The following is a 21,417-nucleotide window of genomic DNA, read 5'->3' on the forward strand; positions in this document are numbered from 1 at the left end:
GAGGCGACCATGAGCATGTCGATAACGCACCCGGGGGCCGCTCGGCGGCTCCTGACGCTGCTGGTGCTGCTGACCGGGCTGGTGCTGTCCCAGCTGGCCCTGGCACAGCAGGCCGACCCCGGCCGGGAGGCGGCCTTCGCCGTCCCCGCCGTGGACGCCGAGCTGTGGCGGCAGGTGAAGGAAGGCGAGACGGGACCCAACTACCGGGACTCGCGAGCCGAGAGCACCTATAACCTGGTAAATACCAGTGGCGAGACCTGGCGACAGATCCGTGAGCGCTGGGTCTCCCCGTTCGGGGCGATCGCGGTGCTGGGCATGATGGCGGCAATCGTGCTGTTCTACCTGATGGTGGGGCGCAAGCATCTCGATGAGCCGCGTACCGGCCGCAAGCTGCTGCGCTGGTCGCTGGTCGTCCGCTCCCTGCACTGGACGGTGGCGACGCTGTTCATCCTGCTGGCTATCACCGGGCTCAACCTCGCCTATGGCAAGACGCTGCTGCGTCCGCTGTTCGGCGACGGCGCCTGGTCGGCGATGATGTCGGGCACCAAGCTGATTCATAACTACCTGGGACCGCTGTTTGGCATCCTGCTGGTGATCCTGCTGCTGCGCCTGCTCAGCCACAACATCCCGAAGGCCCACGACCTGCAGTGGTTCGCCAAGGGCGGCGGCCTGGTCGGCAAGGGGCATCCGGATGCCGGTTTCGCCAACGGCGGCGAAAAGGTCTGGTACTGGCTGCTGGCTACCGCCGGCCTCGCCGTGATCGCCAGCGGCTTCGTGCTGGACTTTCCCAACTACGGGCAGGGACGCGACACCATGCAGTGGGCCGGGATCATCCATGCCGTGGGGGCCCTGGGCCTGACGGCCGTGGCACTGGGACATATCTACATCGGCACCGTCGGCACCGAGGGGTCGCTGGAGGGCATGACCACCGGTTACGTGGACGAGAGCTGGGCCAAGGAGCACCACAATCTCTGGTACGACGAGGTCAAGGATCAGGCGATTCCCGAGGATCAGCTTGCCGAGCATCGGCAGGCACCCCAGGGCGACGAACCGGCGCCCCGCTCCGGTTGAGCCACCTCTCGAAACGACTAACGACACCGCCTTCGGGCGGTGTCTTTTTTGTTAAGCTGATTCGACAGACATTCCGACCACCGGAGAGAGACGATGCCACATCTCGACGACGCCACACGCACCGAACTCGAAGCGGCCGCGTTTCGCCGCCTGCTGCGCCACCTGGACGAGCACAAGGAGGTCCAGAACATTGACCTGATGATCCTCGCCGACTTCTGCCGCAACTGCCTCTCCAAGTGGATGGTGGCCGCCGCCGACGAGCGTGGCGTTGAGCTGGACTACGACGGCGCCCGGGAGCACGTCTACGGCATGCCCTATGACGAGTGGAAGGCAAAATATCAGCAGGAGGCCACCCCCGAGCAGCAGGCGGCCTTCGCGGCGCGCCAGGCCGCCAAGCAGGAGGCGCCCAGCGAATGAGCGAATCGATGATCCCCCTCAGTGTGGCGGTGCTGACCGTCTCCGACACCCGTAACGAGCAGACCGACCGCAGCGGTCAGGCCCTGGTCGAGCGTCTGACGGCCGCCGGACATCGGCTGCATGAGAAGCGCATCGTGCCCGATGACGTCTATCGCATCCGCGCCGTGGTGGCTGGCTGGATCGCCGACGACGAGGTGCAGGTGATCCTGACCACCGGCGGCACCGGCTTCACCGGGCGCGACTCCACGCCCGAGGCGGTCTCGGTGCTGCTCGACAAGCAGATCGAGGGCTTCGGCGAGCTCTTTCGCCACCTCTCCTGGCAGGAGATCGGCAGTTCCACCGTGCAGAGCCGCTGCCTCGGCGGGCTGGCCAACGCCACCGTGGTGTTCTGCCTGCCCGGCTCCACCGGCGCCTGTCGTACCGGCTGGGACGGCATCCTGGCCGAGCAGCTCGATAGCCGTCACAAGCCGTGTAACTTTGCCAATCTCGTCATCCCCGAGCGGGGTCAGCATGGATAAGCTGAGCCCCGTCGAGACGGCCCTGGCGGCGCTGCTCGAGGGCGTCGCTCCTACAACCAGCGAGACCGTGCCCTGCGACGAGGCGGCGGGCCGCGTGCTCGCCGAGGCGATCGAGGCGCGCCTCGACGTGCCTGCCTTCGACAACAGCGCCATGGACGGCTATGCCTTGCATCACGACGATGCGGGTCAGCAGCTGCCCATCGCCCAGCGCATTGCCGCAGGCTCGGTGGCGACGCCGCTGGCGCGGGGCACCTGCGCACGCATCTTCACCGGCGGCGCGCTCCCCCCGGGTGCCGACTGCGTGGTGATGCAGGAGCGCGTGACACACGAGGATGACATTGCGGCTATCCCGGCGGATCTCCCGGCGGGCGACAACGTCCGCCGTCGCGGCCGTGACGTGGCGGTTGGCGCGCCCCTGCTGCCCGCCGGTGAACGGCTGGAGGCGGCGGCCCTGGGACATCTCGCCGGCCAGGGCATCACCGAGGTGGTGGTGCGGCGCCGGCCTCGGGTGGCGCTGCTCTCCACCGGCGACGAGATCGTCGATCCGGGCACGGAGCTTTCCGACGGACAGATCTACAACTCCAACCGTCCGATGCTCAAACGCCTGCTGGAGCGCTTCGGCGCCGAGCTGGTGCGGGTGGTCTCGGTGCCGGACGATGCCGCGGGCACACGCGATACCCTCGCCGCGGCGGCCTTGGAGGCCGACCTGGTGATCAGTACCGGGGGGGTGAGCGTCGGCGAGGAGGATCACGTCAAGGCGGCGCTCGAATCGCTGGGACAGCTGGATCTGTGGCGCCTGGCGATTCGCCCGGGCAAGCCCCTGGCGCTGGGGCGCCTGCCGGGACCAGCGGGCCGGGACGTGCGCTTCGTCGGCCTGCCCGGCAATCCGGTGTCCTGTTTCGTCGGCGCCTGGCTCTTCCTGCGCCCCCTGATGGGGGCCCTGCAGGCCTGCCCTGCCCTGGCAGAGCTGCCCCGGCTGCCAGCGCGCGCCGACTTCGCCACGCGAACCGGTCCGCGCCGCCACTACATGCGCGTTACTTTGGAGCTGGGTAACGACGGCATCGTGGCTCGGGCGTTTCGCGACCAGAACTCGGGGGTGCTGTCATCGTGCATCAGCGCCGATGCCCTGGCGGTGATCCCCGCGGAGACCCGTATCGAGCCGGGCGATCGCCTCGACTGCCTGTGGCTCAGGGTCGATTGAGAACCGATTGGACCGAGGGTCGAGCGAGGATCAATCAAGAACCGCACGAGCCCGGCCTCAGGCCGGCACGCCGAGCTCGGCATTGACGGCCGACCACAGCCTTTCGAAATCGCGCGCGAGGCGGACGTAGTCCGCCTCGAGCCAGGGCACCAGCTCGGCCAGGCGATTCGGGCCGGAGAGCCGCCCCCCGATGCCTTCTATGGCACGACAGGTAAAGTCGAAGTCCGCATAGCGGTTGAGCCAGTCCTGCTCCACCAGCACGGGCACCATCCCCGCCAGCCGGCCCGGGGCGGGAGCGGTTGACAGTGGCCGGTAGCAGCGAACAGTCAACCGGCGTCGCTCGTCGCCTCCGAGCGTGCGAGCCGCAAAGTGGTCCCAGACCAGATCCAGGGCGATACCGGCGAATCGGCGCTGCGGCCACGGTGTGCGCGCCAGTACGTCGGCGACCACCGGGTGACCATCGACGAAGGCGTCCACCCGGCGGTGATGGCGGATGCCGGCCGCCGTTGCCGTCGGCCAGGCCGAGAGGTCGATGCCCTTGACGCCGTCGGCGATCAGGTTGCCATACAGGAAGTCGTCACCGCCGCCGCGGGCGAGCCAACCATGGGCGAGAAAGTTCACGGTTCGCCGATCATAGACAGTGGGTGGGCTTTGGCAGCCCGGCCAGGCGAGCCGCCACCTTGGCGGGGCTACCGGGGAAGAGTCGCATCAGGTGGATCGAACGGCCCTTCTCGGGCCCCAAGGCCTTGCCCACCGCCTTGACCAGGGGTCGCATGGCAGGGGCCATCTCGTAGCGTGCATAGAAGTCGCGTAGCACGTTTAGCACTTCCCAGTGCTCCTCGGTCAGCTCGATGCCCTCCTCGCGAGCCAAGGCGTCGGCGACCTCGGGCGACCAATCCGTCATGTCGATTAGATAGCTCTCAGGGTCCAGGGCATATTGATTGTCATTCAAGAATAGATAACGGTATATTTCTGTAGAAGCCATCAGTACCAGCTCACCGTCCGTTCGGCTTCCTCGGTCAGGGTAACGAAGCCATCCACATCGACCACCTGCACGCTTTCCGCGCAGCGTCCCAACAGCCCGCGGGCCTCCAGGTCTTCCCTGAGGGCGAAGAGTCGCCCCTCGATCTTCGCGTAGTAGCGCACCAGCTGGGGCAGCGCCCCTTGAACGCCGTCCTCGATCAGCAGCAGGACATCGTCTGGCCCCATAGCGCTCAGGGCCTGCTCATAGACCCGACTGTTCGCCGGGGAACGGTTCACCACATGCAACAGCATCCAGGTTCTCCTCGCGACTCGGGCTAAAAGGTCAACACCAGGCGGTGGGCAGACAGTGCCTCTGAGATGGCCGCGGCCGGCACGGGCGTCACGTCGAGCATCAACTCGTCGGCCGAGAGACCGAGCGCCGAGAGCGTCTCTGCGTCCACCAGCAGGGTTTCGATATCATACATCTCCAGCATCGCAAGCGTCGCGGCCGTCCCCTTCTGCTCGAGCGGCCCGGGTCCCTGCCCGGGCATCAACGCCGTGACGCCCTCCCCCATGAACAGCAGTGAAACGCTTTGCCCGAAAGCGGCGGCGACCAGCGCGGCGTCCAGCCCTTCCTTAAGCCAGCTACTCCCGTGAGGCGCGTGGCGCAGGATGACCAGCAGGTCGCGGTGTGGGTCATCGTGTTCGTGCATCATGGCTCCATCACATGCCAGGAATTCAGGGACCGAAGGTCACCAGGCGGTCGCAGCGCGTCCCCAGATCGATCAGCTGGCCGAGCCCGGTGAGCTCGAAGGGCTCCGCCACGCTGATCCCGTCCTTGCCGTGCCGGGCGGCCTCGCGCTCGTCGAGAAGACCGCGACGCAGCGCCGCGGCGATGCAGACCTGTAACGCTACCTCGTGCTCGCGGGACAGGTCTGCCCAGGCATCCACCAAGTGTGGCTCGTCCTGCGGGGGGGCGGCCAGACGGGCGGCATTGTGCACCCCGTCGTGATAGAAGAATACCGCCTCGAGGCGGTGGCCCCGCGCCACCAGGGCACGGGCGAAGCGCAGGGCCGAGTGGCTGGCCTGATGACTGTAGGGAGCGCCCATCAGCAGGATGGCGTAGCGCATGAAGGTCCTCCTGAAACGACCTGGCCCCGCCGGTTGGCGGGGCCAGATGATGCTGATACCGCGCTGGAGTCAGTCCTGGCTCATGATGCCCAGGATCGACAGCAGGCTGATGAACAGGTTGTAGATCGACACGTAGAGCGTGATGGTGGCGAGGATGTAGTTGGTCTCGCCGCTGCGGTGCACAATCTCGCTGGTCTGGTAGAGGATGGCCGCCGAAGAGAACAGCACGAAGCCGGCAGAGACCATCAGCGACAGCGCCGGGATCTGCAAGAAGATACCCGCCAACATGGCAAGGATCAGTACGATGGCACCAGCCATCAGGAAGTTGGCCAGGAAGCTGAAGTCCTTGCGGGTGATCAGCGCTACCGCCGAGAGCCCCACGAAGGTGACGCCGGTCATGCCCAGTGCGGTCATGATCAGCTGAGCACCGTTGGGCAGTGTTAGGTAGGCGCTCAGGATCGGGCCGAGCGTGAAGCCCATGAAGCCGGTGAAGGCGAAAGTGGCGAGCAGCCCCATCGCGGAGTTGGCGGTCTTATGCACCAGGAACATGAGGCCGTAGGCGCCGATGAAGAACACGAAGATGTTCATCCGCTCGATTCCCATGCTCATGGCGGCACCCGCCGTGACGGCGGAGAACAGCAGGGTCATCGCCAACAGGCCGTAAGTGTTGCGCAGGACCTTGCTGGTACCGACCGACTGCGACTGCGTCTGCTGACGTGTCGTCTGCGTCTCTTGATAAGCCATGGATCCGAAGCTCCCTATATGATTGGTCTAGGCACTAGACTAAGGATGCAGCCAGAATGTTCCCGACGCAAGCGCCCGGCTAGCCAGGGTTCAACGCGTTTTCCGCGGCGGCGGTATCTTCCAGGACCCGCCGCGCCACCCACGCCGCGGAGTCGCAGACCTCCTCTCCGGCGTCTTCGAGGGCCGCCATGTCCATCCAACAGAGCGCCGTGGCATCGTCCGCGGCCGCCTCGATGCCGCCCTGCCACTCCAGCTTGACCACCACGATGACGAAGTGCATGGCAAGCGAACCCTCTCCGTCGTAATCGAAAACGTCGAGAGCGGTCAGGATGCTCCGCGGCTCGGCCAGCACGCCGGTCTCTTCCAGAAGCTCACGGGCCGCAGCCTGAAGAAGGCTCTCCCCCGCTTCGACCTTGCCGCCGGGCAGCGCCAGCTTGCCCGCGTTAGGGGAATTGCGTCGCCTGACCATCAGGATGCGCCCACCCCTGACCACCGCGGCCGACACCGCGGGAATGGGACGTACGGGGGTACGGGCTGATCGCTCAGGCATAGAAGTCTCCAGCAATTGTCGTGCTTGCATTGTGCCCCACCCCTGAACCGGGGGCTAACACCCTGATCCAGATAGGCTCTTGACCTGCGAATAAAAACTGGTAGAGTACGCATCCGTAAGCCGGAGGGATGGCAGAGCGGTTGAATGCACCGGTCTTGAAAACCGGCGTAGGTTAATAGCCTACCCAGGGTTCGAATCCCTGTCCCTCCGCCACTCCGACTTCTAGGGCATGTTTTCGAGGCTTATCAAGAGCTTAGAGGACATGCCCTTTCGCTTATTTACCACATGTGTTTACCACATCCCTCCTGTCCTCCTTACTGAGTGTACGCCCCGCCTGATACACGTGCTAATTTGGATGAGCACACCATCAGCAAGGAGGCCACATGCACAAACCTCGATACCGGGACAAAGTGCTCATTGAAAAAGCTGACGGCCAGCAGCTTGGGCCGGTACAGGCTACGGTTGATAAAGGAATCATCTTCGCCGCTCCTACGCACCTAATAGAAGTGGGAGACATCCTCTTGCGTGAGATGCCGCAAGGTGGTCATGAGAGGTACGTAGTGGATGAACCAGGTTTTAAGCAAGGTAGCGGTAAACTCATTCCTTCTCATTTCCAGGCTGAAGTGCATCGAGAAGATGCCCGCAGGACGTCTGAGTCTGTTTCTACACCCGACCATCAGATACCTCCGACGCCACCTGGAAGCGTAACAATCAACTTCAATGGCGATCATGGACGTGTCTACCAGCATTCGAACGACAATTCGCAAACCGTTATCAATGCCATAGAGCCCCAGCTTGAAGCTCTCCGCACAGAGTTGCGGGATAAGGTAGAAGACCCCCAGCGTCTCGCTGATCTTGAGCATGAAATCGACGCACTGAAAGCCTCACGGCCTGACCCCTCAACCATCGGCGAGCAGCTGGACAGCCTTATGCGCAAGGGAGCTGACTATGCAGAGATCATCGGGAAGTACAAAAGTGGGATCATGGCTGTAGCCGCTGCGCTAGCCTGACACTTACTCGAAGGCACCAAGCGAGCAAAAATAAGCCCCACCGCACGGATGGAGCTTGTGAGTTATAGCTATCGATTTACTCTTGTCGATAGATTCTCATTATCTATCGATGGCACTGGCTTTGGCTACCCGACAGGCCCGCTTCACAGATGCCGGTGAGATGTCGAAGTGTTCCGCCGTGGCCCTGATGCTGGCGCTGTTCTCCTGGCGCCAATGGGCCACGTCCTCATCAATTATAACCTTCTCCCTGCCGAGGGCCTTCCCCTCAGCCTTGGCCCGCTTGATGCCAGCCATCTGGCGTTCCTTGATGTTGGAGCGTTCAAGCTCGGCCATCGCCGACAGCATGGTGAGCATCGCCTTACCCATCGGTGTGCTCATGTCGAAGCCTTCACGGAGCGACAGCACCGCTACTCCCTTGGCGTTGAGCGCCTCGACCGTCTCCAGCACGTCGATGGTGTTCCTGCCCAGGCGGTCGATGGCATAGACAATGATGGTGTCTCCCTCGCGGACGTAACTCAGTAGCTCCCCAAGCCCCTTCCTGTCCTTCGCCTTGATGGCCCCGGAGGTTGCCTCATCGACAAACCAGCGGTCGACCTTGTGGCGTTCCTCGATGGTGGCTCGCTGTGTGTCGGTGGACTGGTCCTCAGTGCTGACGCGGACGTAAGCGATGGTGGCTGACATGTCGGTTGCTCCTTCACCGTGGCTCATTAAGTATGGCTCACAATGTAGGGCATGGATCATTAAAAATCAACAGCTATGAGCCACTCTGAGCGCCAGCCCACAGCATGGGCCACAAGGTACACTCTTTGAGCTAGGGCAGTAGGGCAACAGACAAGACTATCGCGGTATTCCTCAAGTTGAGGGCCATCCGTCTCGAATCCATCCTCTGGTGCATCGGTTTTCAGCGGGAGTCAGTCAGCGTGGGCAGCCTGAGAGGAGCCAATCTATCCCTTTCCGAATCAGACCCGGTGGCGGATTATTTCCTTCATAATCAGTGCTTTACTCATTATCGTCATGGCCTGTAGCGTGCCCGCTGCTGGCGCTCATCGAGGGCGTCAAGGACTACCACCAGACAGCAAGGAGCCGAAGCAATGCGTATCGAGTTAACACGCTGGGGCATGGAGCTGACCATCATGGGATTGATCGTCAGGCTGGTTGCGGGAGATGTCTTCCTGCGGGTGCCGATGGTCGGGCTACTGGCATGGAATCAGTGCGGTCTGTCCCTGGATCGCTGGGCAGATGCCAAGCATGACCCGGTGATGTAGAGGCTGACGCTTAGCCATGGTGGGGGTGGGTGCCTTCGTCATTCATCCCCCCGTGGGTGCCTCGAAGATCGACTTCCAGCCGCCATCATGCGCCAGCTCGGGGGCGGGCACCGGGGAAGCGCGTTCCTTATATACACTTAATTACCGGCTCAGATGTGCGCCACAAAATGGCCGGGGGTGGGTCCATAGGAGTCCCGCCGGAGTCCCGTTCCACTAGCTCAGAGAGGGACATACGGAGTCAGGGCGACACGGGTAGATCAAGTCCCGGTGTGTCTACTTTCCCCGCCACCGTGGCAATCCCTCAGTGTGGCCCCTGGAAGCGCCGCTATGTGGTAAATCGGCAGGGCCAACGCCTTGATAGGCTGCCAGATTTCGCGAGAGAGCGGCACCACCGAGATGACCATGAGCAGCCGCGAGATCGCGGAGGTGGTCGAGAAGCGACACGACAACGTGAAGCGCACCATCGAAATGCTGGCTACCCATGGAACGGTCCATCCTCAAATTGAGGACGAACCCTCAACCGATGCGATGGGACGTACCCGAATCACCAAGACCTTCCACGTCAACCAGCGCGACAGCTATGTGATCGTCGCCCAGCTTTCCCCGGAGTTCACCGCTCGCTTGGTGGACCGCTGGCAAGAGCTGGAGCAGCAGGTAGCCCAACCGAAGGTTCCGCAGTCCTTCGCCAGGACAGCGAAGGCCGCTTCAACCTCAACGACCTCCACAAGGCAGCCGGTGGTGACCCGAAGCACCGCCCCGGCGAGTGGATGAAGACCGACCAAGTCAAGGCGCTGGTGGCCGAGGTCGAAAATGCGAACATCGTCGCAATTAACTCCAAGCGTGGTCGCTACGGCGGCACCTTCGTCGTCAAGGAGCTGGTCTACGCCTATGCCATGTGGATCAGCCCCGCGTTCCACCTGAAGGTGATCCGTGCGTATGACGCCATGGTCACTCAGCCGCAGCCTGACCGACGATCAGATAGAACAGGCTCGCCGCTGCCTCCATGTCCTGCGTCCGCGCCTTGAACACTTCACTCGCTGGCGCAAGGCAAGGGCTGGTCTCTCGGTCATGCCTCAGACTGAGCAGCACACGGAGGGCCTGTGAGTCGCCCTGGTCGAGGTCTTCGGGCCGACGTTGGAGAAGGATCGACACGACAGCGGGCGTGACGTGGATGTCATCCTTGGTCAGATGGACATTGATCCCTCGCCGACAGACGGTCTTGTAGAGGTGATGGAGCTTGGTCCGTGGGCTGGCGCCCTTGAGGTGGCGGACGGTGTGAACCTCGATGGTCATGGTGATGAATGCCTCTCTAGCGTCGTGTACGGCGGAACTTGCCTTCTTCCCAGCGATGGCTAAGGTCCACGCCATGCGCCCGACAGGCCCTCCACACCGTCGTTCTCCCGATGCCGAAGTGACGTGCAGTCTCGACGATGGACGCTTGCCGGGTCCGGCGCCATTCAGCGACCGTCTTCGAGTCAGCCTTGGGCGTGGCCCCGGAAGGCACGGTGGACGTGTAGGACAGCCCAGCCTCTCGCCAGATGGTCTTTACCTGCGTGTCACTGATACCGAAGTGTTCGGCTGTGGCGCGTCGGGTGGCCCCGTTCTGCTGGCGCCACCGGATGACTTCCTGTCGGTCCACCTTGGGCTTCGGTCCGGGCTTCCGTGAGGCCCCGGAGTATCGCGTGTCCTTGTGTGCCATGTCCTCCATCCTTGTCCTTGCTCTCAGGTTCTCGTGTTATCCGTACTCCTTCACCGACGCGCCTTCAGCGCCAGCCACGGCGAGTGAGTCGGCCAGCTCATTCTGCGGGTGCCCATCGTGACCACGGACCCAGTGGAAGCGGACGGCGTGGGTCTGAAGCAGGGCATCAAGCTGGCGCCATAGGTCGGCGTTCTTGACGGGTGCCTTGCTGGCTGTCTTCCAGCCCCGACGCTTCCAGCCGCTCAGCCAATCGGTGGCACCTTTCTGGACGTACTCGCTGTCCGTCGTCAGCTCCACACAGGCGGGCCGCTTCAGGGCCTCCAGTGCCTTGATGACTGCCGTCAGCTCGGCCCGGTTGTTGGTGATCGTGTCGCCCTGGAGCTTCCCGGCGATCTTCAGGCGGTGTCCTCGGTCGTTCATCAGGACAGCGCCCCAGCCGCCTTGCGGGTTGCTCTGGCCGTTGTTGCTACAGGCGCCGTCCGTGAAGATGGAGATGGTGGGCCGTGTGTCGTCGGTGGGTGTGGTCGGTTGAGCCATGGTGATCGTTCGTCCTCATTGTCGGAGACAGTCGGCCCCTTCAGCCAAGCGGACCAGCAAGACGGACGATACCGCCTGACTGCCCGACTGCCTTCGAGAATGTGCTGGGTGCGATGATGGTGATGATGTGTCCCAGACACGCGCCCACGCATCGAGCAGCGAGGGAGTGTCGGAACGTCGACCCAAGGGGAAGGCCGATAGGTGGTCAGCAAGGGGAGCTGACCGGGAGCACTGGAAGCGGTCCACGGTCCTGATTCGTCATGGATGGATCATGGACGATGACAACGCCAGCGATGGCGCCGGGTGTGTTCATGGGGTGCGTCTTACAGATGGACTAGAAGAGAAGGACCTACGGAGGGGCGCAGGTGCCAGTCTTCTAGATGTCCCCTGCTACCCGTAGACAGCCCGTCGCAGACGCGACAGGTCGCCCGGACTGCGCCAGGGGCTACCACCTCCCTGGTGTCCTTACGTCGAGCATCTCCGCGTTCCCAAGCACCCCGACAGGCGGGGCAGTTACTAGCGTCATCTCGAAGGCGATTAAGCTACGGTGAGCAGGGGCGCCGAAGTCGGTCGCAGTATGCCGAGCCTTCTTAGAGCGGTCCCCAGAGAACGGTTTGGTTCTCCAGAAGAGGGCCGTAATTGATTCGGCGCTGTGCGGCGATGTGAGAGGTTCTAGGGGATGAGCGGTAGGGATGCCCATCCCATGGAAGCGAAAGGCTGTTAGCGGGCGCACATGGCGATAATCTAGGACTACTTCGTGATTCCCTTGAAGAGCAGGGCTTGCTCGCTCTGCATGAAGATGAGGGCGTATACCTCGTTCTGGTCGGCTTCGATGAGGCGGTGTACACCATGTTTGAGAGTGGGAAATTCAAACAACATCTTGCGGGCTAGCCCATCGGACACCATCGAAATCTTCGTGAGTTTCCAGTGTGAAGCCCTGTGGTTGTGCTCTTCCAGCCATGTGTTGACCAAGTTGGTACGAAAGTCTTCGTCTATCCAGCGGCCGGTTATGGAACGCTCATCGATGGTCGTGATAGTGAGAAATGCCACAAGATGAGTCATGTCCTCAAGGCTCATCGTGTTGCGAGTGAAGAGTCCCATGGCGCCTCCCTGCGTGCTGTGGTCTCCAAACCGACCGTAACCACCATGGGCAGTGGGCATCAAGATCGAGCAAGGCCCCTCACCCTGGATACCTCAGCAGCTCCACTGCCTCCCGCTTGCTCTTCAGCGAGTGGCCCCCGGAGTACAGTCCGTAGGTGACCCGTGGCTTCTCGTGGCCGACGATGTCCGCCGTGAGGTTCTCCGATACGCCCGCATCTTCGAGCAGGGTCACCACCGTCTTGCGGATGGAGTGGAAGACGTAGGAAGCGCCGAAGCCGTGACGGGCCTTGAGCCGACCGAACCGCTTCCCGATGGCATTGGACCTGTCCCCGTACTTGTTGAAGGTGAGCCCGGAGAGCAGGTAGCCGTCCCTGGACTCAGCCAGGAGGCGCTCCACGGTAGGCTTCAACTCAGAGTGAACCGGAATCTCCCGAATCCCCGCGTCCGTCTTGCTGTCGGTGATCCTGAGCCTGTCCGTGAAGCTATCGTTCGTGCGCAGCGAGCACAGCTCCTCGATCCGTGCCCCGGTGTACATACCGAGGTCTAACAGGTCTGCCAGGGCATCGTCGCCATCATCCATGGCAGCACGTCGCAGCCTGACCACATCGACGGGCTCGAAGGCGTTCCAGCCTTTCGCCCCGTTGCGGGCCTTGCTGGCGCTGGTTGCCCGCTCCTGACGCTGGACGAAGGATGGCAGCTTGAAGGGCTCGCGATCTGCTGGTGCCTTGCCCGTCTCTTGGAGGTGGTGCCAGACACTCCGGGCCGCTGAGAAGCAGCGTTTGACCGAGGACACGCCATAGCCATAGCCGTCCTGATCCTTGGGTGCCATGAGCACCTTGGCCCACTCCCTGACGCTCTCCGGGCCGATGGCCTCGATAACCTCGAAGTGAGCCGCCATCCGCTTGGCGTCCTTCTCCATCTGCTCGGCAGTCTTGGGCTTGAGGTGGAGACCGTCTCGCCACTCCTGAAGCTCAGGTTCAATGGGCGTCTCCTGACCGAGCGCCACACCAGCAAGCCGCTGGGCATCTTCGGCCCGGCCCTGAGCATCGAGCTTCTCGGCCTTCTCAAGGATGGCGCTGGACAGAGCCTCATGGTGGAGCCTCTGGCCGCTTCGCTGGAGGTCTTCGAGTTGCTGGCGATACTCCAGCACCCCGTCGAGGAACGACCCTTCCTCCTCTTCACTCCCCCGCGCCCTGGCGATCTGGTCCTTCCACTCAGCCACCAGCGCATAGGCTCTCGACTGGGCCACCCGCTTGTCAGCGGTCCCGGTGCTCTTCACGAAGCGAATCTTGCCGCCCAGCTTGGGGCGTGCGTCCTTGGGGATGGTCAGCACCGCATACCAGCGGTTGGCGCGTCTCTCCAGGTGGCTCATGGCGTGGCGTCCCGAGGGTGCATTTACCACACGAATTTACCACATGAAAAAGACGTAACGCATTGACTGACTTGGAGATCAATGGATTATGAGCATCTGGCGGATTGTCCCTGTCCCTCCGCCACCTTTCGATGAAAACCAGCCCACCGCGGCTGGTTTTCTTGTTTCAGCGCACAGACCACACTGATGGTGGCGCCGCGGATTGCCCCGCAACGATCTCGTCGTGCCCGGGCGCGAAACATGAGACCCTTCCTCGCTGTCCACCTCGGGGCACCACTGGGAAACGCCCGGCTGCATCACCCCGCACTCTTGCGCCGCAAGGCTGCCACCCAACAAAGGCCCATCTCGCCATGGCACTGAAGGCAACGATTCATCGGGTACAGCTGCAGGTCGCCGACATGGACCGGCACTACTACGCCGATCATGCCCTGACCGTGGCGCAACATCCCTCGGAAACCGACGAGCGCATGATGGTCAGGCTGCTGGCGTTTGCACTGAACGCCGACGAGGCCCTGGCCTTCGGTCGCGGCGTGAGCACCGACGACGAGCCCGACCTGTGGCGCAAGGATCTCACCGGGGAGATCGAACAGTGGATCCAGCTCGGCCAACCCGACGAGAAGAGTATCCGACGCGCCTGCGGTCGAGCAGGCGAGGTCGTCCTCTACACCTACAGCGGCCATGGCGCCGAGCTTTGGTGGAACGCACTGGCCGGCAAGATCTCGACCCTCGACAACCTGACGGTGGTCGCCATCGCGCCGGAGACGGTGCAGACGCTTTCCGGCATGGCGGCGAAGACCATAACCCTGAGCGCCACCCTTCAGGACGACACGGTATGGCTCGCCGACGGCGAGCAGGCCGTCGAGGTCACCCTCGAGGTGCTCAAGGCGGCGACCCGGCAGGCGTGAGCGGCCAAGCCCGCTTCTCGCCCCTCCCCGTCGACCCTGATCTTCTTGAACGCATCCATCAGGCTGCCCTCATTGGAGGCGCAGCCTAGCGCTTAATAGAGACGCAGACCCACTCGGGTCACGCGATTGCCCTCCATCGCGCTGACCACCCAGTGGATGCCGTGCCAATCCACGTCGTCGCCGACCACGGGATGCCCGCCGACCCGCAGCGAGACGAACTCGGCCAGGGTCATGTCCTGCTCGCCGGGGCTCAGGGTGAGGCCGTAGGCATCGGCGATATCACGCATGAAGGCGTCGCCGTCGAAGGTAAAAGTGCCGAAGAAGGCACGCTCGCGCTTGAGCTTGGCGTCCCCATTGAACAGGCGGTTCAGCCCCGGCAGATCATCGGTGCGGCCGATCACGCAGATCACGTCGCCCAGCCGCAGCCGGGTGCTGCCCTTGGGGTGCAGCATGGCATGCTCGCGGAAAAGCGCCGAGATCAGCGCCCCAGAGGGGAAACGCAGCAGCCGGATCGGCACGTCCTCGAGGTCGGCATTCTCCACCTCGTAGACGAACATCTCATAGTCGTTCTCCGGGAGAATACCCAGCGAGCCACGACGGTTGGGCGTGACGGTGGGCGGCAATTCCACCTTCATGCGACGCGCCATCCACGGCAGCGAGCCGCCCTGGATCAGCAGCGACAGCAGCACCACCGCGAAGGCGACATTGAAGTAGAGCGAGGCATTCTCCACCCCGCCGATCACCGGGAAGATCGCCAGCACGATGGGCACTGCCCCGCGCAGGCCCACCCAGGCGATGAAGCCGATCTCCCGCCAGCGGAACTTGAAGAAGGGCTTGACGACGATCAGCACCGCCAGCGGCCGGGCGACGAAGATCAGCGCCAGGGCCACGAGTAGCGCCGGCAGCGCGAAGTCCATCATCTCGCTGGGCGTGACCAGCAGGCCCAGCACCAGGAAGAGACCGATCTGGGAAAGCCAGGCCAAACCGTCATGCACCGGCAGGATGAAGGCAAGGTGGCGCCCGGGGCGGTTGCCGATCATCAGGCCGGCCAGGTAGATGGCCAGGAAGCCGCTGCCACCCAAGGCGCTGGTCAGGCCGAAGACACAGAAACCTAGGCCCAGGGCCAGCAGCGAATAGAGGCCCGGCGCCAGATCCAGCCAGCTCAAGAGCCGCGCACTCAGCCAGCCGACGCCGAGCCCGATGAGGATCCCCAGGCCGAACTGCTGCACCAGGAAGAGCAGGGTCTCGCCCACCCCACCGATATCGCCGACCAGCACCTCCACCAGCATCAGGGTCAGGAAGATCGCCATGGGGTCGTTGGTGCCCGACTCGATCTCCAGGGTGGCGCCGACCCGCTCGTTGAGGTTGACGCCGCGCCCACTGAGCATCGAGAACACCGCGGCGGCATCGGTGGAGCCCACGATGGCGCCCACCAGGAGCCCCTGCACCAGGCTCAGGTCGAAGACCCACATGGCGAACACGCCGACCAGCCCGCCGGTGATGAAGACCCCGAAGGTGGCCAGGGAGAGCGCCGGACGAAAGCCGACGCGAAAGGTCTTGAGACGGGTGCGCAGGCCGCCGTCGAGCAGGATCATGGCCAGCGCCAGGTGGCCGATCGAAAAGGCCAGGGAGTAGTCGTCGAACTGAATGCCGAGCAGCCCCTCCTCGCCGGCCAGCATCCCTAGCCCCAGGAAGATCAGCAGCAGCGGTACGCCGGCCATCGAGGAGAGTCGGCTGGCGAGGATGCTCAGGGCCAGCAGGAAGCCACTGAGCAGGAACAGACTGTTGATCGAATCCATGGCCGCCTGCCTTGGCTGCGAAAACGCAAAGTATCGCATGTCACGGCCAGCGCGGCGATTTTCGTTGGCGCCCGCGACTGGCCGTGGTCGACCGCCAGCGGTTAAGCTTGCGCGGCACCGTTGACCGGGTAACGCGCATGGCAGGAGCCCTTTCTATGATTCCCCCCGTTTATCGTCGCTGGCCGATCGCCCTGCTGGCAATCATCTGCCTGCTGCCGACCGGACCGGCAGCGGCCGATGCCGCGGCGGCCGATGCCGAACCGCGGAAGGGCTATCCACCGCTGAACACCGAGGTCATGGTGCTGGATCTCGAGGCCCTGGCCGATGAGGCGGCGCGAGAGATCGCGGAGCAACAGGCGATCCGGCGGCGCTATCAGGAGGCGCCGAGGGGACCGGCGGTCGATACGCCCTCCCGCCCCAGCGTGCCGGCCATCGCCCTGCGCCCGGCGGAGCCCATCGAGCCGCCCCCCGTCACACCGCTCAGCGTGATGCTGGACTGGACCCCCAGTCCGCGGCATGCCGCGCTGATCGTCGCCCGGGAGCGAGGCCTGTTCGCCAGCCACGGCCTGGAAGTGGCCCTCTCGACCCCCGCCGACCCGGACGTGCCCATCAAGCTGCTGGCGGCGTCGCGTATCGATCTCGCCCTAGCGCGCCAGCCGCTGCTGCATTTGGGAGTGGATCGCGGGCTGCCTCTGGTACGGGTCGCCACCCTGGTCGCCATGCCGCTGAGCGCGCTGGTGGTGCGCGAGGATAGCGACATCACCGCGGCGGTCGACCTGGCCGGCTCGCGGATCGGCCATGCCGACGCCGACAGCCGCGATGTGCTGCTGGCGGCCCTGCTGCACGAGGCCAGCGTGCGCGACGACGAGGTCGAGACCGAGGAGCTGCACTTCCGCCTCGGCGATGCGCTGCGCGAGGGGCGCGTGGAAGGGGTGATCGGCGCCATGCGCCACCTTCTGCCGCGCCAGCTAGCCGATGAAGGCCTCGCGACCCGCGTGCTGACCAGCGAAGCCCTAGGGATCCCGCTGCACGACGGCCTGATACTGCTGGCCAATCGCGATCGCCTCGCCGCGCAGCGCGAGGCGATCGGCCGGCTGATCGAGGCGCTGGAGGAAGCCTCGGTCTGGATCGCCAACCACCCGGAGGAGGCGTGGACGCTGATCGCCAGCGCCGAGCCAGGCATCGACACCCCGGTCAACCGTGAGGCTTGGCAGCAGATTCGTCCGCGCCTGAGCCTCAGCCCCGCTGCCCTGGACCAGGGGCGCTATCGTCGCTTCGAGGAGTACCTGCTCGAGGCCGACATCCTGGGAGAGCGTCACCCGGTCTCCCGGCTGGCCGTCGATCCCGGGGCAATCTCTCGCTAAGTGCTCCTCCAAATGCTCCGCTGACTCCCCCCGTCAGCCCTCCAGGGCCTCCAGAAAGCCATTGACCGCCGCCTGAAAGGCCGCCGGCTGCTCGGCATGCAGCCAGTGGCCTGCCTCGAGTGTCTGGATCTCGGCGCTTGGCAGCACCGCGTGAAGCGCCGGGAGCATCTCGTCGGTCACGTAGCGCGACTGCGCGCCGCGCAGCACCAGAGTGGGCCCCTCATAGGCGCCCTCGCCCGCCGGCGCCCCCATGATCGTCTCGTAGTCGTCCTGAATCTCGTCCAGGCCGATACGCGGCCTCAGGATGCCCGCGTCATCGCGTTCGAGGTTGGTGGCGAGGAACAGGCGCACCGCGGGCTCCTCGACGTGCTCGGCGAGGAGCGCATCGGCCTCGCGCCGGTTGGTCGGCGAGCCCGCCTCGACGCGGCGCAGGGCGGCGAAGACGCTGTCGTGGTCATGCCCGTAGGCCACCGGGGCGATATCGGCGACGATCAGCGAGGCCACCCGCTCAGGCGCCAGCCGGGCCAGGCTGATCACTACCTTGCCGCCCATGGAGTGCCCCAGCAGATGGGCGCGCTCGACATCGAGGCGATCGAGCAGGGCCAGCAGGTCCTCGGCCATGGCGTCGTAGCCCATCCCGGCCACGTGCGGCGAGCGCCCGTGGTTACGCAGGTCCACGGTGATCACCCGATGGCGCCGCTGCCACTGCCTGGCATGGGAGCGCCAGTTATCGGCGCTGCCCAGCAGGCCGTGAATGACCACCAGCGGCGTCTCGTCGCCGCCGGTATCGAGGAAATGAAGGTCGGTGGGCATAAAAGCCTCCTTGCCTAGAGGGTGTCGAGTATCGGGTGCCGGGGTATCCGGTGTCAGAACATCAGGAAGACGCGCGCGCCTCATCCGGCATCACGTCGTCGCTTCCCGTCACCGCCACCAGCCGACGGCTGAGCCAGGCCAGCAGCACGCCGTATAGCGGCAGAAAGAACGCCAGGCTGATAGCAAGCTTGATCACGTAGTCGACCCAGGCGATCTCCGGCCAGTTGGCGGCCATGAAGGGATCGGGGCTGCGGTGGAAGGCGATGGAGAAGAACGCGAAGGTATCGGCAAGGTTACCAAGCACCGTGGAGACGGCCGGCGCCACCCACCAGGCCTTGAGGGCACGCAGCCGGTCGAAGACCTGCACGTCCAAGAGCTGCCCCAGCACATAGGCCATGAAGCTCGCCAGGGCGATGCGGGCGACGAACAGGTTCCACTCGCCCAGCGCCTCGAGGCCGGCAAACCCGCCACGGGGAAAGACCACGGATACCACATAGGAGATCACCAGCGCCGGTAGCATCACGCGCAGGATGATCGCCCGGGCCGGCTCCTTGCCGAACAGGCGCACGGTGAGATCGGTGGCCAGGAAGATGAAGGGGAAGCTGAAAGCGCCCCAGGTGGTATGAAAGCCCCACAGGGTGAACGGCAGCTGCACCAGATAGTTGCTGGCGGCAATGACCAGAATATGGAAGGCGACCAGCAGCGCCAGGCAGCGCCGGGTCTGGGTTTCGGACAGCACGAACATCACGGCATCCTTTTTTGGGGAGGGGTGAGGGAACCCTCGTGGATCGGCACTCGCGCGTGGCGAGAATGGGCCGCGCATTATACGACCTGGCCGCCACCCTGGCCATGCAAGGGCCCGGCCCACATGAGAACGCCGCCCTCCAGGGGCGGCGTCGTGGCATCACAGCCGAATCGCGCGGGGCTCAGACCTGGCGGGCCTCCTCGGCGGCGCCGACCGCACGCTCCTTCATCGCCTCGTGGACGTCCTGAAGGCTCGCCGGGTCGTCGATGGTCGAGGGCACGCCGAACTCCTGGCCGTCGGCGATGTTACGCAGCAACTTGCGCAGGATCTTGCCGGAGCGGGTCTTGGGCAGCCGGTCGACCACCAGCACCTGCTTGAAACAGGCGATAGGGCCGATCTTCTCGCGCACCAGGCCGATCAGCTCGTTCTCCAGCGTCACCTCATCCCCTTCGAAGCCATCCTTGGGGATCACCAGCCCCACCGGCAGCTGTCCCTTGAGGGCATCGTGAATGCCGATCACCGCGCACTCGGCCACCGCGGGGTGGGCACCCACGACCTCCTCCATCTCACCGGTCGAGAGGCGATGGCCGGCGATGTTAATGACGTCATCGGTGCGCCCCATGATGAACAGGTAGCCGTCCTCGTCGAAGTAGCCGCCGTCGCCGGTGAGGTAATAGCCGGGAAACGCGGCCATGTAGGCACTGTGAAAGCGCTTCGGATCGCGCCACACGCCGGCCAGGCAGCCGGGTGGCAGTGGCTGCTTGATCACCACGCTGCCCTGCTCCATGGCACCGGAGGGCTCGCCCTCCCGGTCGAGGATCTGCACGTCAAACCCAGGGACCGGCACGGTAGCGCTGCCGGCCTTGGTGGGCATCGGCTCGAGGCCGTGCAGGTTGGCGGCGATGGGCCAGCCGGTCTCGGTCTGCCACCAGTGGTCGATCACCGGCACCGTCAACAGGTCATCGAGCCAGTGGAAGGTCGGCGGATCCAGCCGCTCACCGGCCAGGAACAGCGCCTTGAGGCAGCTGATGTCGTACTGGGCCATCAGCTTGGCGTCAGGATCCTCCTTCTTGATGGCGCGAAAGGCAGTGGGCGCGGTGAAGAAGCTCGCGACCCTGTACTCGCTGATCAGCCGCCAGAAGGCGCCGGCATCCGGTGTCTTCACCGGCTTGCCTTCGTAGACCACGGTGGTGGCGCCGCGCAGCAGCGGCGCATAAACGATGTAGGAGTGACCAACCACCCAGCCCACGTCGGAGGCCGAGAAGAAGACCTCGCCCGGCGCCACGTCGTAGATGGTCTCCATGGAGTAGGCCAGCGCCACGGCGTAGCCGCCGGTATCGCGTACCACGCCTTTGGGCTTGCCGGTAGTGCCGGAGGTATAGAGGATGTAGAGCGGATCGCTGCCCTTGACCGGCACGCACTCCGCCGGGGCGGCCCGCTCGACCAGCGCCGACCAGTCATGGTCGATCGCCGTGCCGAGCTTCGCCGTATGCTGCTCGCGCTGCAGGACCACGCAGGCCTCAGGTTTATAGCTGCTCTGCTCGATGGCGGCATCGATGATCGGCTTATAGGGAAGCACCCGGTCGCCCTCGACGCCGCAGGAGGCGGCGATCACGACTTTCGGCTCGGCGTCCTCGATGCGCACCGCCAGTTCGTGGGGCGCGAAGCCGCCGAATACCACCGAGTGAATGGCCCCCAGGCGCGCGCAGGCGTACATGGCGACCAGGGCCTCGGGCACCATGGGCATGTAGATCACCACCCGGTCACCCTTCTCCACCCCCAGATCTCGCAGGGCACCGGCGAAGTGCGCCACCTGGTCGCGCATCTCGGCGTAGGTCAGGGTCCGCTTGCTGTCGGTGACCGGTGAGTCCCAGTAGATGGCCGGCTGATCGCCCCGTCCCTGCTCGACATGATGGTCCAGGGCGGCGTGGCAGATGTTGAGCTCACCGTCCACGAACCAGCGGGCGTGATTCGCCTCGTCGTATTCGAGGATCGTGGAGGGCGGGGTGAACCAGGGAATACGCTTGGCCTGTTCGGCCCAGAAGGCCTCAGGTTGATCGATGGAGCGGCGGAACTCGTCGTGATACATGCGCGTCAGCATCCTGTGAGCAATCGAGGAAAGGGCATTGATTGTTGACACTCTAGAACATGCCTCGCCGCAAAACCTCATACTATTGGCTAATCTTCGACAAAAGGACGAGCGCCCTCTCGG

25 protein-coding genes, 1 tRNA gene and 1 pseudogene are annotated in these 21,417 nt (G+C 64.4%); 11 read left to right on the forward strand and 16 right to left on the reverse strand.

Annotation, left to right across the window (positions count from 1 at the left end):
- The first annotated feature begins 9 nt into the window (after positions 1–9).
- The 4 genes from BM388_RS08100 (at position 10) to BM388_RS08115 (ending at position 3,207) form a co-directional block, all read left to right on the forward strand.
- Entirely contained in the window at positions 10–1,071 is a 1,062-nt protein-coding gene (locus tag BM388_RS08100) for a formate dehydrogenase subunit gamma (protein ID WP_245781492.1), read from the forward strand.
- A gap of 93 nt (positions 1,072–1,164) precedes the next feature.
- Positions 1,165–1,488, forward strand: coding sequence for a DUF1244 domain-containing protein (locus BM388_RS08105; RefSeq protein ID WP_089848960.1), 324 nt, complete (start codon positions 1,165–1,167; stop codon positions 1,486–1,488).
- The gene (moaB, locus tag BM388_RS08110) at positions 1,485–2,006 is read left to right on the forward strand and encodes a molybdenum cofactor biosynthesis protein B (protein ID WP_089848961.1); all 522 of its coding nucleotides are present in this window, start codon (positions 1,485–1,487) and stop codon (positions 2,004–2,006) included. Before BM388_RS08105 ends, moaB begins: the two co-directional genes overlap by 4 nt.
- Positions 1,999–3,207 carry a molybdopterin molybdotransferase MoeA gene (locus tag BM388_RS08115; protein ID WP_089848963.1) on the forward strand — a complete coding sequence of 403 codons (1,209 nt, stop codon included), beginning with the start codon at positions 1,999–2,001 and terminating at the stop codon, positions 3,205–3,207. The genes moaB and BM388_RS08115 overlap by 8 nt, the downstream gene beginning before the upstream one ends.
- Positions 3,208–3,264: 57 nt before the next feature.
- Here the strand turns inward: BM388_RS08115 and BM388_RS08120 are convergent, their stop codons facing one another.
- The 7 genes from BM388_RS08120 to BM388_RS08150 all read right to left on the reverse strand — a co-directional run bounded on the left by BM388_RS08120 (position 3,265) and on the right by BM388_RS08150 (position 6,595).
- Complete coding sequence (locus tag BM388_RS08120; protein ID WP_089848965.1) at positions 3,265–3,828, reverse strand: acyl carrier protein phosphodiesterase; 564 nt, start codon at positions 3,826–3,828, stop codon at positions 3,265–3,267.
- Between the two features lie 10 nt (positions 3,829–3,838).
- Positions 3,839–4,192, reverse strand: a complete 354-nt coding sequence (locus BM388_RS08125) for a TusE/DsrC/DsvC family sulfur relay protein (RefSeq protein WP_089848968.1) — start codon at positions 4,190–4,192, stop codon at positions 3,839–3,841.
- The gene (gene tusB, locus BM388_RS08130; protein ID WP_089848970.1) at positions 4,192–4,482 is read right to left on the reverse strand and encodes a sulfurtransferase complex subunit TusB; all 291 of its coding nucleotides are present in this window, start codon (positions 4,480–4,482) and stop codon (positions 4,192–4,194) included. The genes BM388_RS08125 and tusB overlap by 1 nt, the downstream gene beginning before the upstream one ends.
- A 23-nt stretch (positions 4,483–4,505) precedes the next feature.
- Complete coding sequence (gene tusC / locus BM388_RS08135) at positions 4,506–4,886, reverse strand: sulfurtransferase complex subunit TusC (protein WP_390882373.1); 381 nt, start codon at positions 4,884–4,886, stop codon at positions 4,506–4,508.
- Between the two features lie 22 nt (positions 4,887–4,908).
- Positions 4,909–5,301 carry a sulfurtransferase complex subunit TusD gene (tusD, locus tag BM388_RS08140; protein WP_089848974.1) on the reverse strand — a complete coding sequence of 131 codons (393 nt, stop codon included), beginning with the start codon at positions 5,299–5,301 and terminating at the stop codon, positions 4,909–4,911.
- 69 nt (positions 5,302–5,370) lie between these two features.
- Positions 5,371–6,045: a Bax inhibitor-1/YccA family protein gene (locus BM388_RS08145; protein WP_089848976.1), complete on the reverse strand. Its 675-nt coding sequence runs from the start codon at positions 6,043–6,045 to the stop codon at positions 5,371–5,373.
- Between the two features lie 79 nt (positions 6,046–6,124).
- Positions 6,125–6,595: an NUDIX hydrolase gene (locus BM388_RS08150; protein WP_089848978.1), complete on the reverse strand. Its 471-nt coding sequence runs from the start codon at positions 6,593–6,595 to the stop codon at positions 6,125–6,127.
- A 122-nt stretch (positions 6,596–6,717) separates the two neighbouring features.
- Between BM388_RS08150 and BM388_RS08155 the strand changes: the two genes are divergently transcribed.
- Together BM388_RS08155 and BM388_RS17560 are read left to right on the forward strand one after the other, a co-directional pair.
- Positions 6,718–6,808 (forward strand) — tRNA-Ser (locus tag BM388_RS08155).
- A gap of 170 nt (positions 6,809–6,978) precedes the next feature.
- A complete protein-coding gene (locus BM388_RS17560; RefSeq protein WP_139233909.1) occupies positions 6,979–7,605 on the forward strand; it encodes a hypothetical protein in 627 nt (208 codons plus the stop codon).
- A 99-nt stretch (positions 7,606–7,704) separates the two neighbouring features.
- Here BM388_RS17560 and BM388_RS08165 read toward each other — a convergent pair whose 3' ends face one another.
- Positions 7,705–8,286 carry a recombinase family protein gene (locus tag BM388_RS08165; protein ID WP_089848982.1) on the reverse strand — a complete coding sequence of 194 codons (582 nt, stop codon included), beginning with the start codon at positions 8,284–8,286 and terminating at the stop codon, positions 7,705–7,707.
- Between the two features lie 410 nt (positions 8,287–8,696).
- On the opposite strand from BM388_RS08165, the gene BM388_RS17820 reads away from it, so the two are divergent.
- From BM388_RS17820 to BM388_RS08175, 3 genes and pseudogenes are all read left to right on the forward strand, one after another.
- Positions 8,697–8,870 (forward strand): hypothetical protein, encoded by a 174-nt coding sequence (locus tag BM388_RS17820; protein WP_175535060.1) that lies wholly within the window; start codon positions 8,697–8,699, stop codon positions 8,868–8,870.
- A 402-nt stretch (positions 8,871–9,272) separates the two neighbouring features.
- Positions 9,273–9,509 (forward strand): annotated as a pseudogene (locus BM388_RS18095) (Rha family transcriptional regulator); the annotation flags it as partial.
- On the forward strand, positions 9,503–9,895 hold the full coding sequence (locus tag BM388_RS08175; protein ID WP_245781496.1) for a KilA-N domain-containing protein: 393 nt from the start codon (positions 9,503–9,505) through the stop codon (positions 9,893–9,895). The pseudogene BM388_RS18095 and the gene BM388_RS08175, both read left to right, overlap by 7 nt.
- Before the next feature lie 284 nt (positions 9,896–10,179).
- On the opposite strand, the gene BM388_RS18255 is transcribed toward BM388_RS08175, so the two are convergent.
- The 4 genes from BM388_RS18255 to BM388_RS08195 form a co-directional block, all read right to left on the reverse strand.
- The gene (locus tag BM388_RS18255; RefSeq protein WP_089848984.1) at positions 10,180–10,578 is read right to left on the reverse strand and encodes a helix-turn-helix domain-containing protein; all 399 of its coding nucleotides are present in this window, start codon (positions 10,576–10,578) and stop codon (positions 10,180–10,182) included.
- A gap of 27 nt (positions 10,579–10,605) precedes the next feature.
- Positions 10,606–11,106: a ribonuclease HI gene (gene rnhA / locus BM388_RS08185; RefSeq protein ID WP_089848986.1), complete on the reverse strand. Its 501-nt coding sequence runs from the start codon at positions 11,104–11,106 to the stop codon at positions 10,606–10,608.
- A gap of 750 nt (positions 11,107–11,856) precedes the next feature.
- The gene (locus tag BM388_RS08190) at positions 11,857–12,207 is read right to left on the reverse strand and encodes a hypothetical protein (RefSeq protein ID WP_089848988.1); all 351 of its coding nucleotides are present in this window, start codon (positions 12,205–12,207) and stop codon (positions 11,857–11,859) included.
- A 79-nt stretch (positions 12,208–12,286) separates the two neighbouring features.
- Complete coding sequence (locus BM388_RS08195) at positions 12,287–13,579, reverse strand: DUF6538 domain-containing protein (protein WP_089848990.1); 1,293 nt, start codon at positions 13,577–13,579, stop codon at positions 12,287–12,289.
- A gap of 350 nt (positions 13,580–13,929) precedes the next feature.
- Here BM388_RS08195 and BM388_RS08200 point away from each other — a divergent pair, with 350 nt between their 5' ends.
- Positions 13,930–14,484: a YaeQ family protein gene (locus BM388_RS08200; protein WP_089848992.1), complete on the forward strand. Its 555-nt coding sequence runs from the start codon at positions 13,930–13,932 to the stop codon at positions 14,482–14,484.
- Positions 14,485–14,576: 92 nt separating this feature from the next.
- Here the strand turns inward: BM388_RS08200 and BM388_RS08205 are convergent, their stop codons facing one another.
- Entirely contained in the window at positions 14,577–16,283 is a 1,707-nt protein-coding gene (locus BM388_RS08205) for a potassium/proton antiporter (RefSeq protein ID WP_089848994.1), read from the reverse strand.
- A gap of 155 nt (positions 16,284–16,438) precedes the next feature.
- On the opposite strand from BM388_RS08205, the gene BM388_RS08210 reads away from it, so the two are divergent.
- Positions 16,439–17,647: an ABC transporter substrate-binding protein gene (locus BM388_RS08210; RefSeq protein WP_245781493.1), complete on the forward strand. Its 1,209-nt coding sequence runs from the start codon at positions 16,439–16,441 to the stop codon at positions 17,645–17,647.
- Between the two features lie 33 nt (positions 17,648–17,680).
- Here the strand turns inward: BM388_RS08210 and BM388_RS08215 are convergent, their stop codons facing one another.
- From BM388_RS08215 to BM388_RS08225, 3 genes are all read right to left on the reverse strand, one after another.
- Entirely contained in the window at positions 17,681–18,460 is a 780-nt protein-coding gene (locus BM388_RS08215) for an alpha/beta fold hydrolase (protein WP_089848996.1), read from the reverse strand.
- Positions 18,461–18,521: 61 nt separating this feature from the next.
- A complete protein-coding gene (locus BM388_RS08220) occupies positions 18,522–19,205 on the reverse strand; it encodes a 7-cyano-7-deazaguanine/7-aminomethyl-7-deazaguanine transporter (protein ID WP_089848998.1) in 684 nt (227 codons plus the stop codon).
- 181 nt (positions 19,206–19,386) lie between these two features.
- A complete protein-coding gene (locus tag BM388_RS08225) occupies positions 19,387–21,294 on the reverse strand; it encodes a propionyl-CoA synthetase (RefSeq protein WP_245781494.1) in 1,908 nt (635 codons plus the stop codon).
- Positions 21,295–21,417 lie beyond the last annotated feature (123 nt).

This window comes from Halomonas saccharevitans (genome assembly GCF_900116405.1).
GTDB classification, from domain to species: Bacteria; Pseudomonadota; Gammaproteobacteria; order Pseudomonadales; family Halomonadaceae; genus Halomonas; species Halomonas saccharevitans.

Coding starts and splice junctions, on each gene's coding strand:
- BM388_RS08100 (WP_245781492.1), top strand. CDS start 10: ATGAGCATGTCGATAACGCACCCGGGGGCCGCTCGGCGGCTCCTGACG.
- BM388_RS08105 (WP_089848960.1), top strand. CDS start 1,165: ATGCCACATCTCGACGACGCCACACGCACCGAACTCGAAGCGGCCGCG.
- moaB (WP_089848961.1), top strand. CDS start 1,485: ATGAGCGAATCGATGATCCCCCTCAGTGTGGCGGTGCTGACCGTCTCC.
- BM388_RS08115 (WP_089848963.1), top strand. CDS start 1,999: ATGGATAAGCTGAGCCCCGTCGAGACGGCCCTGGCGGCGCTGCTCGAG.
- BM388_RS08125 (WP_089848968.1), bottom strand. CDS start 4,192: ATGGCTTCTACAGAAATATACCGTTATCTATTCTTGAATGACAATCAA.
- tusB (WP_089848970.1), bottom strand. CDS start 4,482: ATGCTGTTGCATGTGGTGAACCGTTCCCCGGCGAACAGTCGGGTCTAT.
- tusC (WP_390882373.1), bottom strand. CDS start 4,886: ATGATGCACGAACACGATGACCCACACCGCGACCTGCTGGTCATCCTG.
- tusD (WP_089848974.1), bottom strand. CDS start 5,301: ATGCGCTACGCCATCCTGCTGATGGGCGCTCCCTACAGTCATCAGGCC.
- BM388_RS08145 (WP_089848976.1), bottom strand. CDS start 6,045: ATGGCTTATCAAGAGACGCAGACGACACGTCAGCAGACGCAGTCGCAG.
- BM388_RS08150 (WP_089848978.1), bottom strand. CDS start 6,595: ATGCCTGAGCGATCAGCCCGTACCCCCGTACGTCCCATTCCCGCGGTG.
- BM388_RS17560 (WP_139233909.1), top strand. CDS start 6,979: ATGCACAAACCTCGATACCGGGACAAAGTGCTCATTGAAAAAGCTGAC.
- BM388_RS08165 (WP_089848982.1), bottom strand. CDS start 8,286: ATGTCAGCCACCATCGCTTACGTCCGCGTCAGCACTGAGGACCAGTCC.
- BM388_RS17820 (WP_175535060.1), top strand. CDS start 8,697: ATGCGTATCGAGTTAACACGCTGGGGCATGGAGCTGACCATCATGGGA.
- BM388_RS18255 (WP_089848984.1), bottom strand. CDS start 10,578: ATGGAGGACATGGCACACAAGGACACGCGATACTCCGGGGCCTCACGG.
- rnhA (WP_089848986.1), bottom strand. CDS start 11,106: ATGGCTCAACCGACCACACCCACCGACGACACACGGCCCACCATCTCC.
- BM388_RS08190 (WP_089848988.1), bottom strand. CDS start 12,207: ATGGGACTCTTCACTCGCAACACGATGAGCCTTGAGGACATGACTCAT.
- BM388_RS08195 (WP_089848990.1), bottom strand. CDS start 13,579: ATGAGCCACCTGGAGAGACGCGCCAACCGCTGGTATGCGGTGCTGACC.
- BM388_RS08200 (WP_089848992.1), top strand. CDS start 13,930: ATGGCACTGAAGGCAACGATTCATCGGGTACAGCTGCAGGTCGCCGAC.
- BM388_RS08205 (WP_089848994.1), bottom strand. CDS start 16,283: ATGGATTCGATCAACAGTCTGTTCCTGCTCAGTGGCTTCCTGCTGGCC.
- BM388_RS08210 (WP_245781493.1), top strand. CDS start 16,439: ATGATTCCCCCCGTTTATCGTCGCTGGCCGATCGCCCTGCTGGCAATC.
- BM388_RS08215 (WP_089848996.1), bottom strand. CDS start 18,460: ATGCCCACCGACCTTCATTTCCTCGATACCGGCGGCGACGAGACGCCG.
- BM388_RS08220 (WP_089848998.1), bottom strand. CDS start 19,205: ATGTTCGTGCTGTCCGAAACCCAGACCCGGCGCTGCCTGGCGCTGCTG.
- BM388_RS08225 (WP_245781494.1), bottom strand. CDS start 21,294: ATGTATCACGACGAGTTCCGCCGCTCCATCGATCAACCTGAGGCCTTC.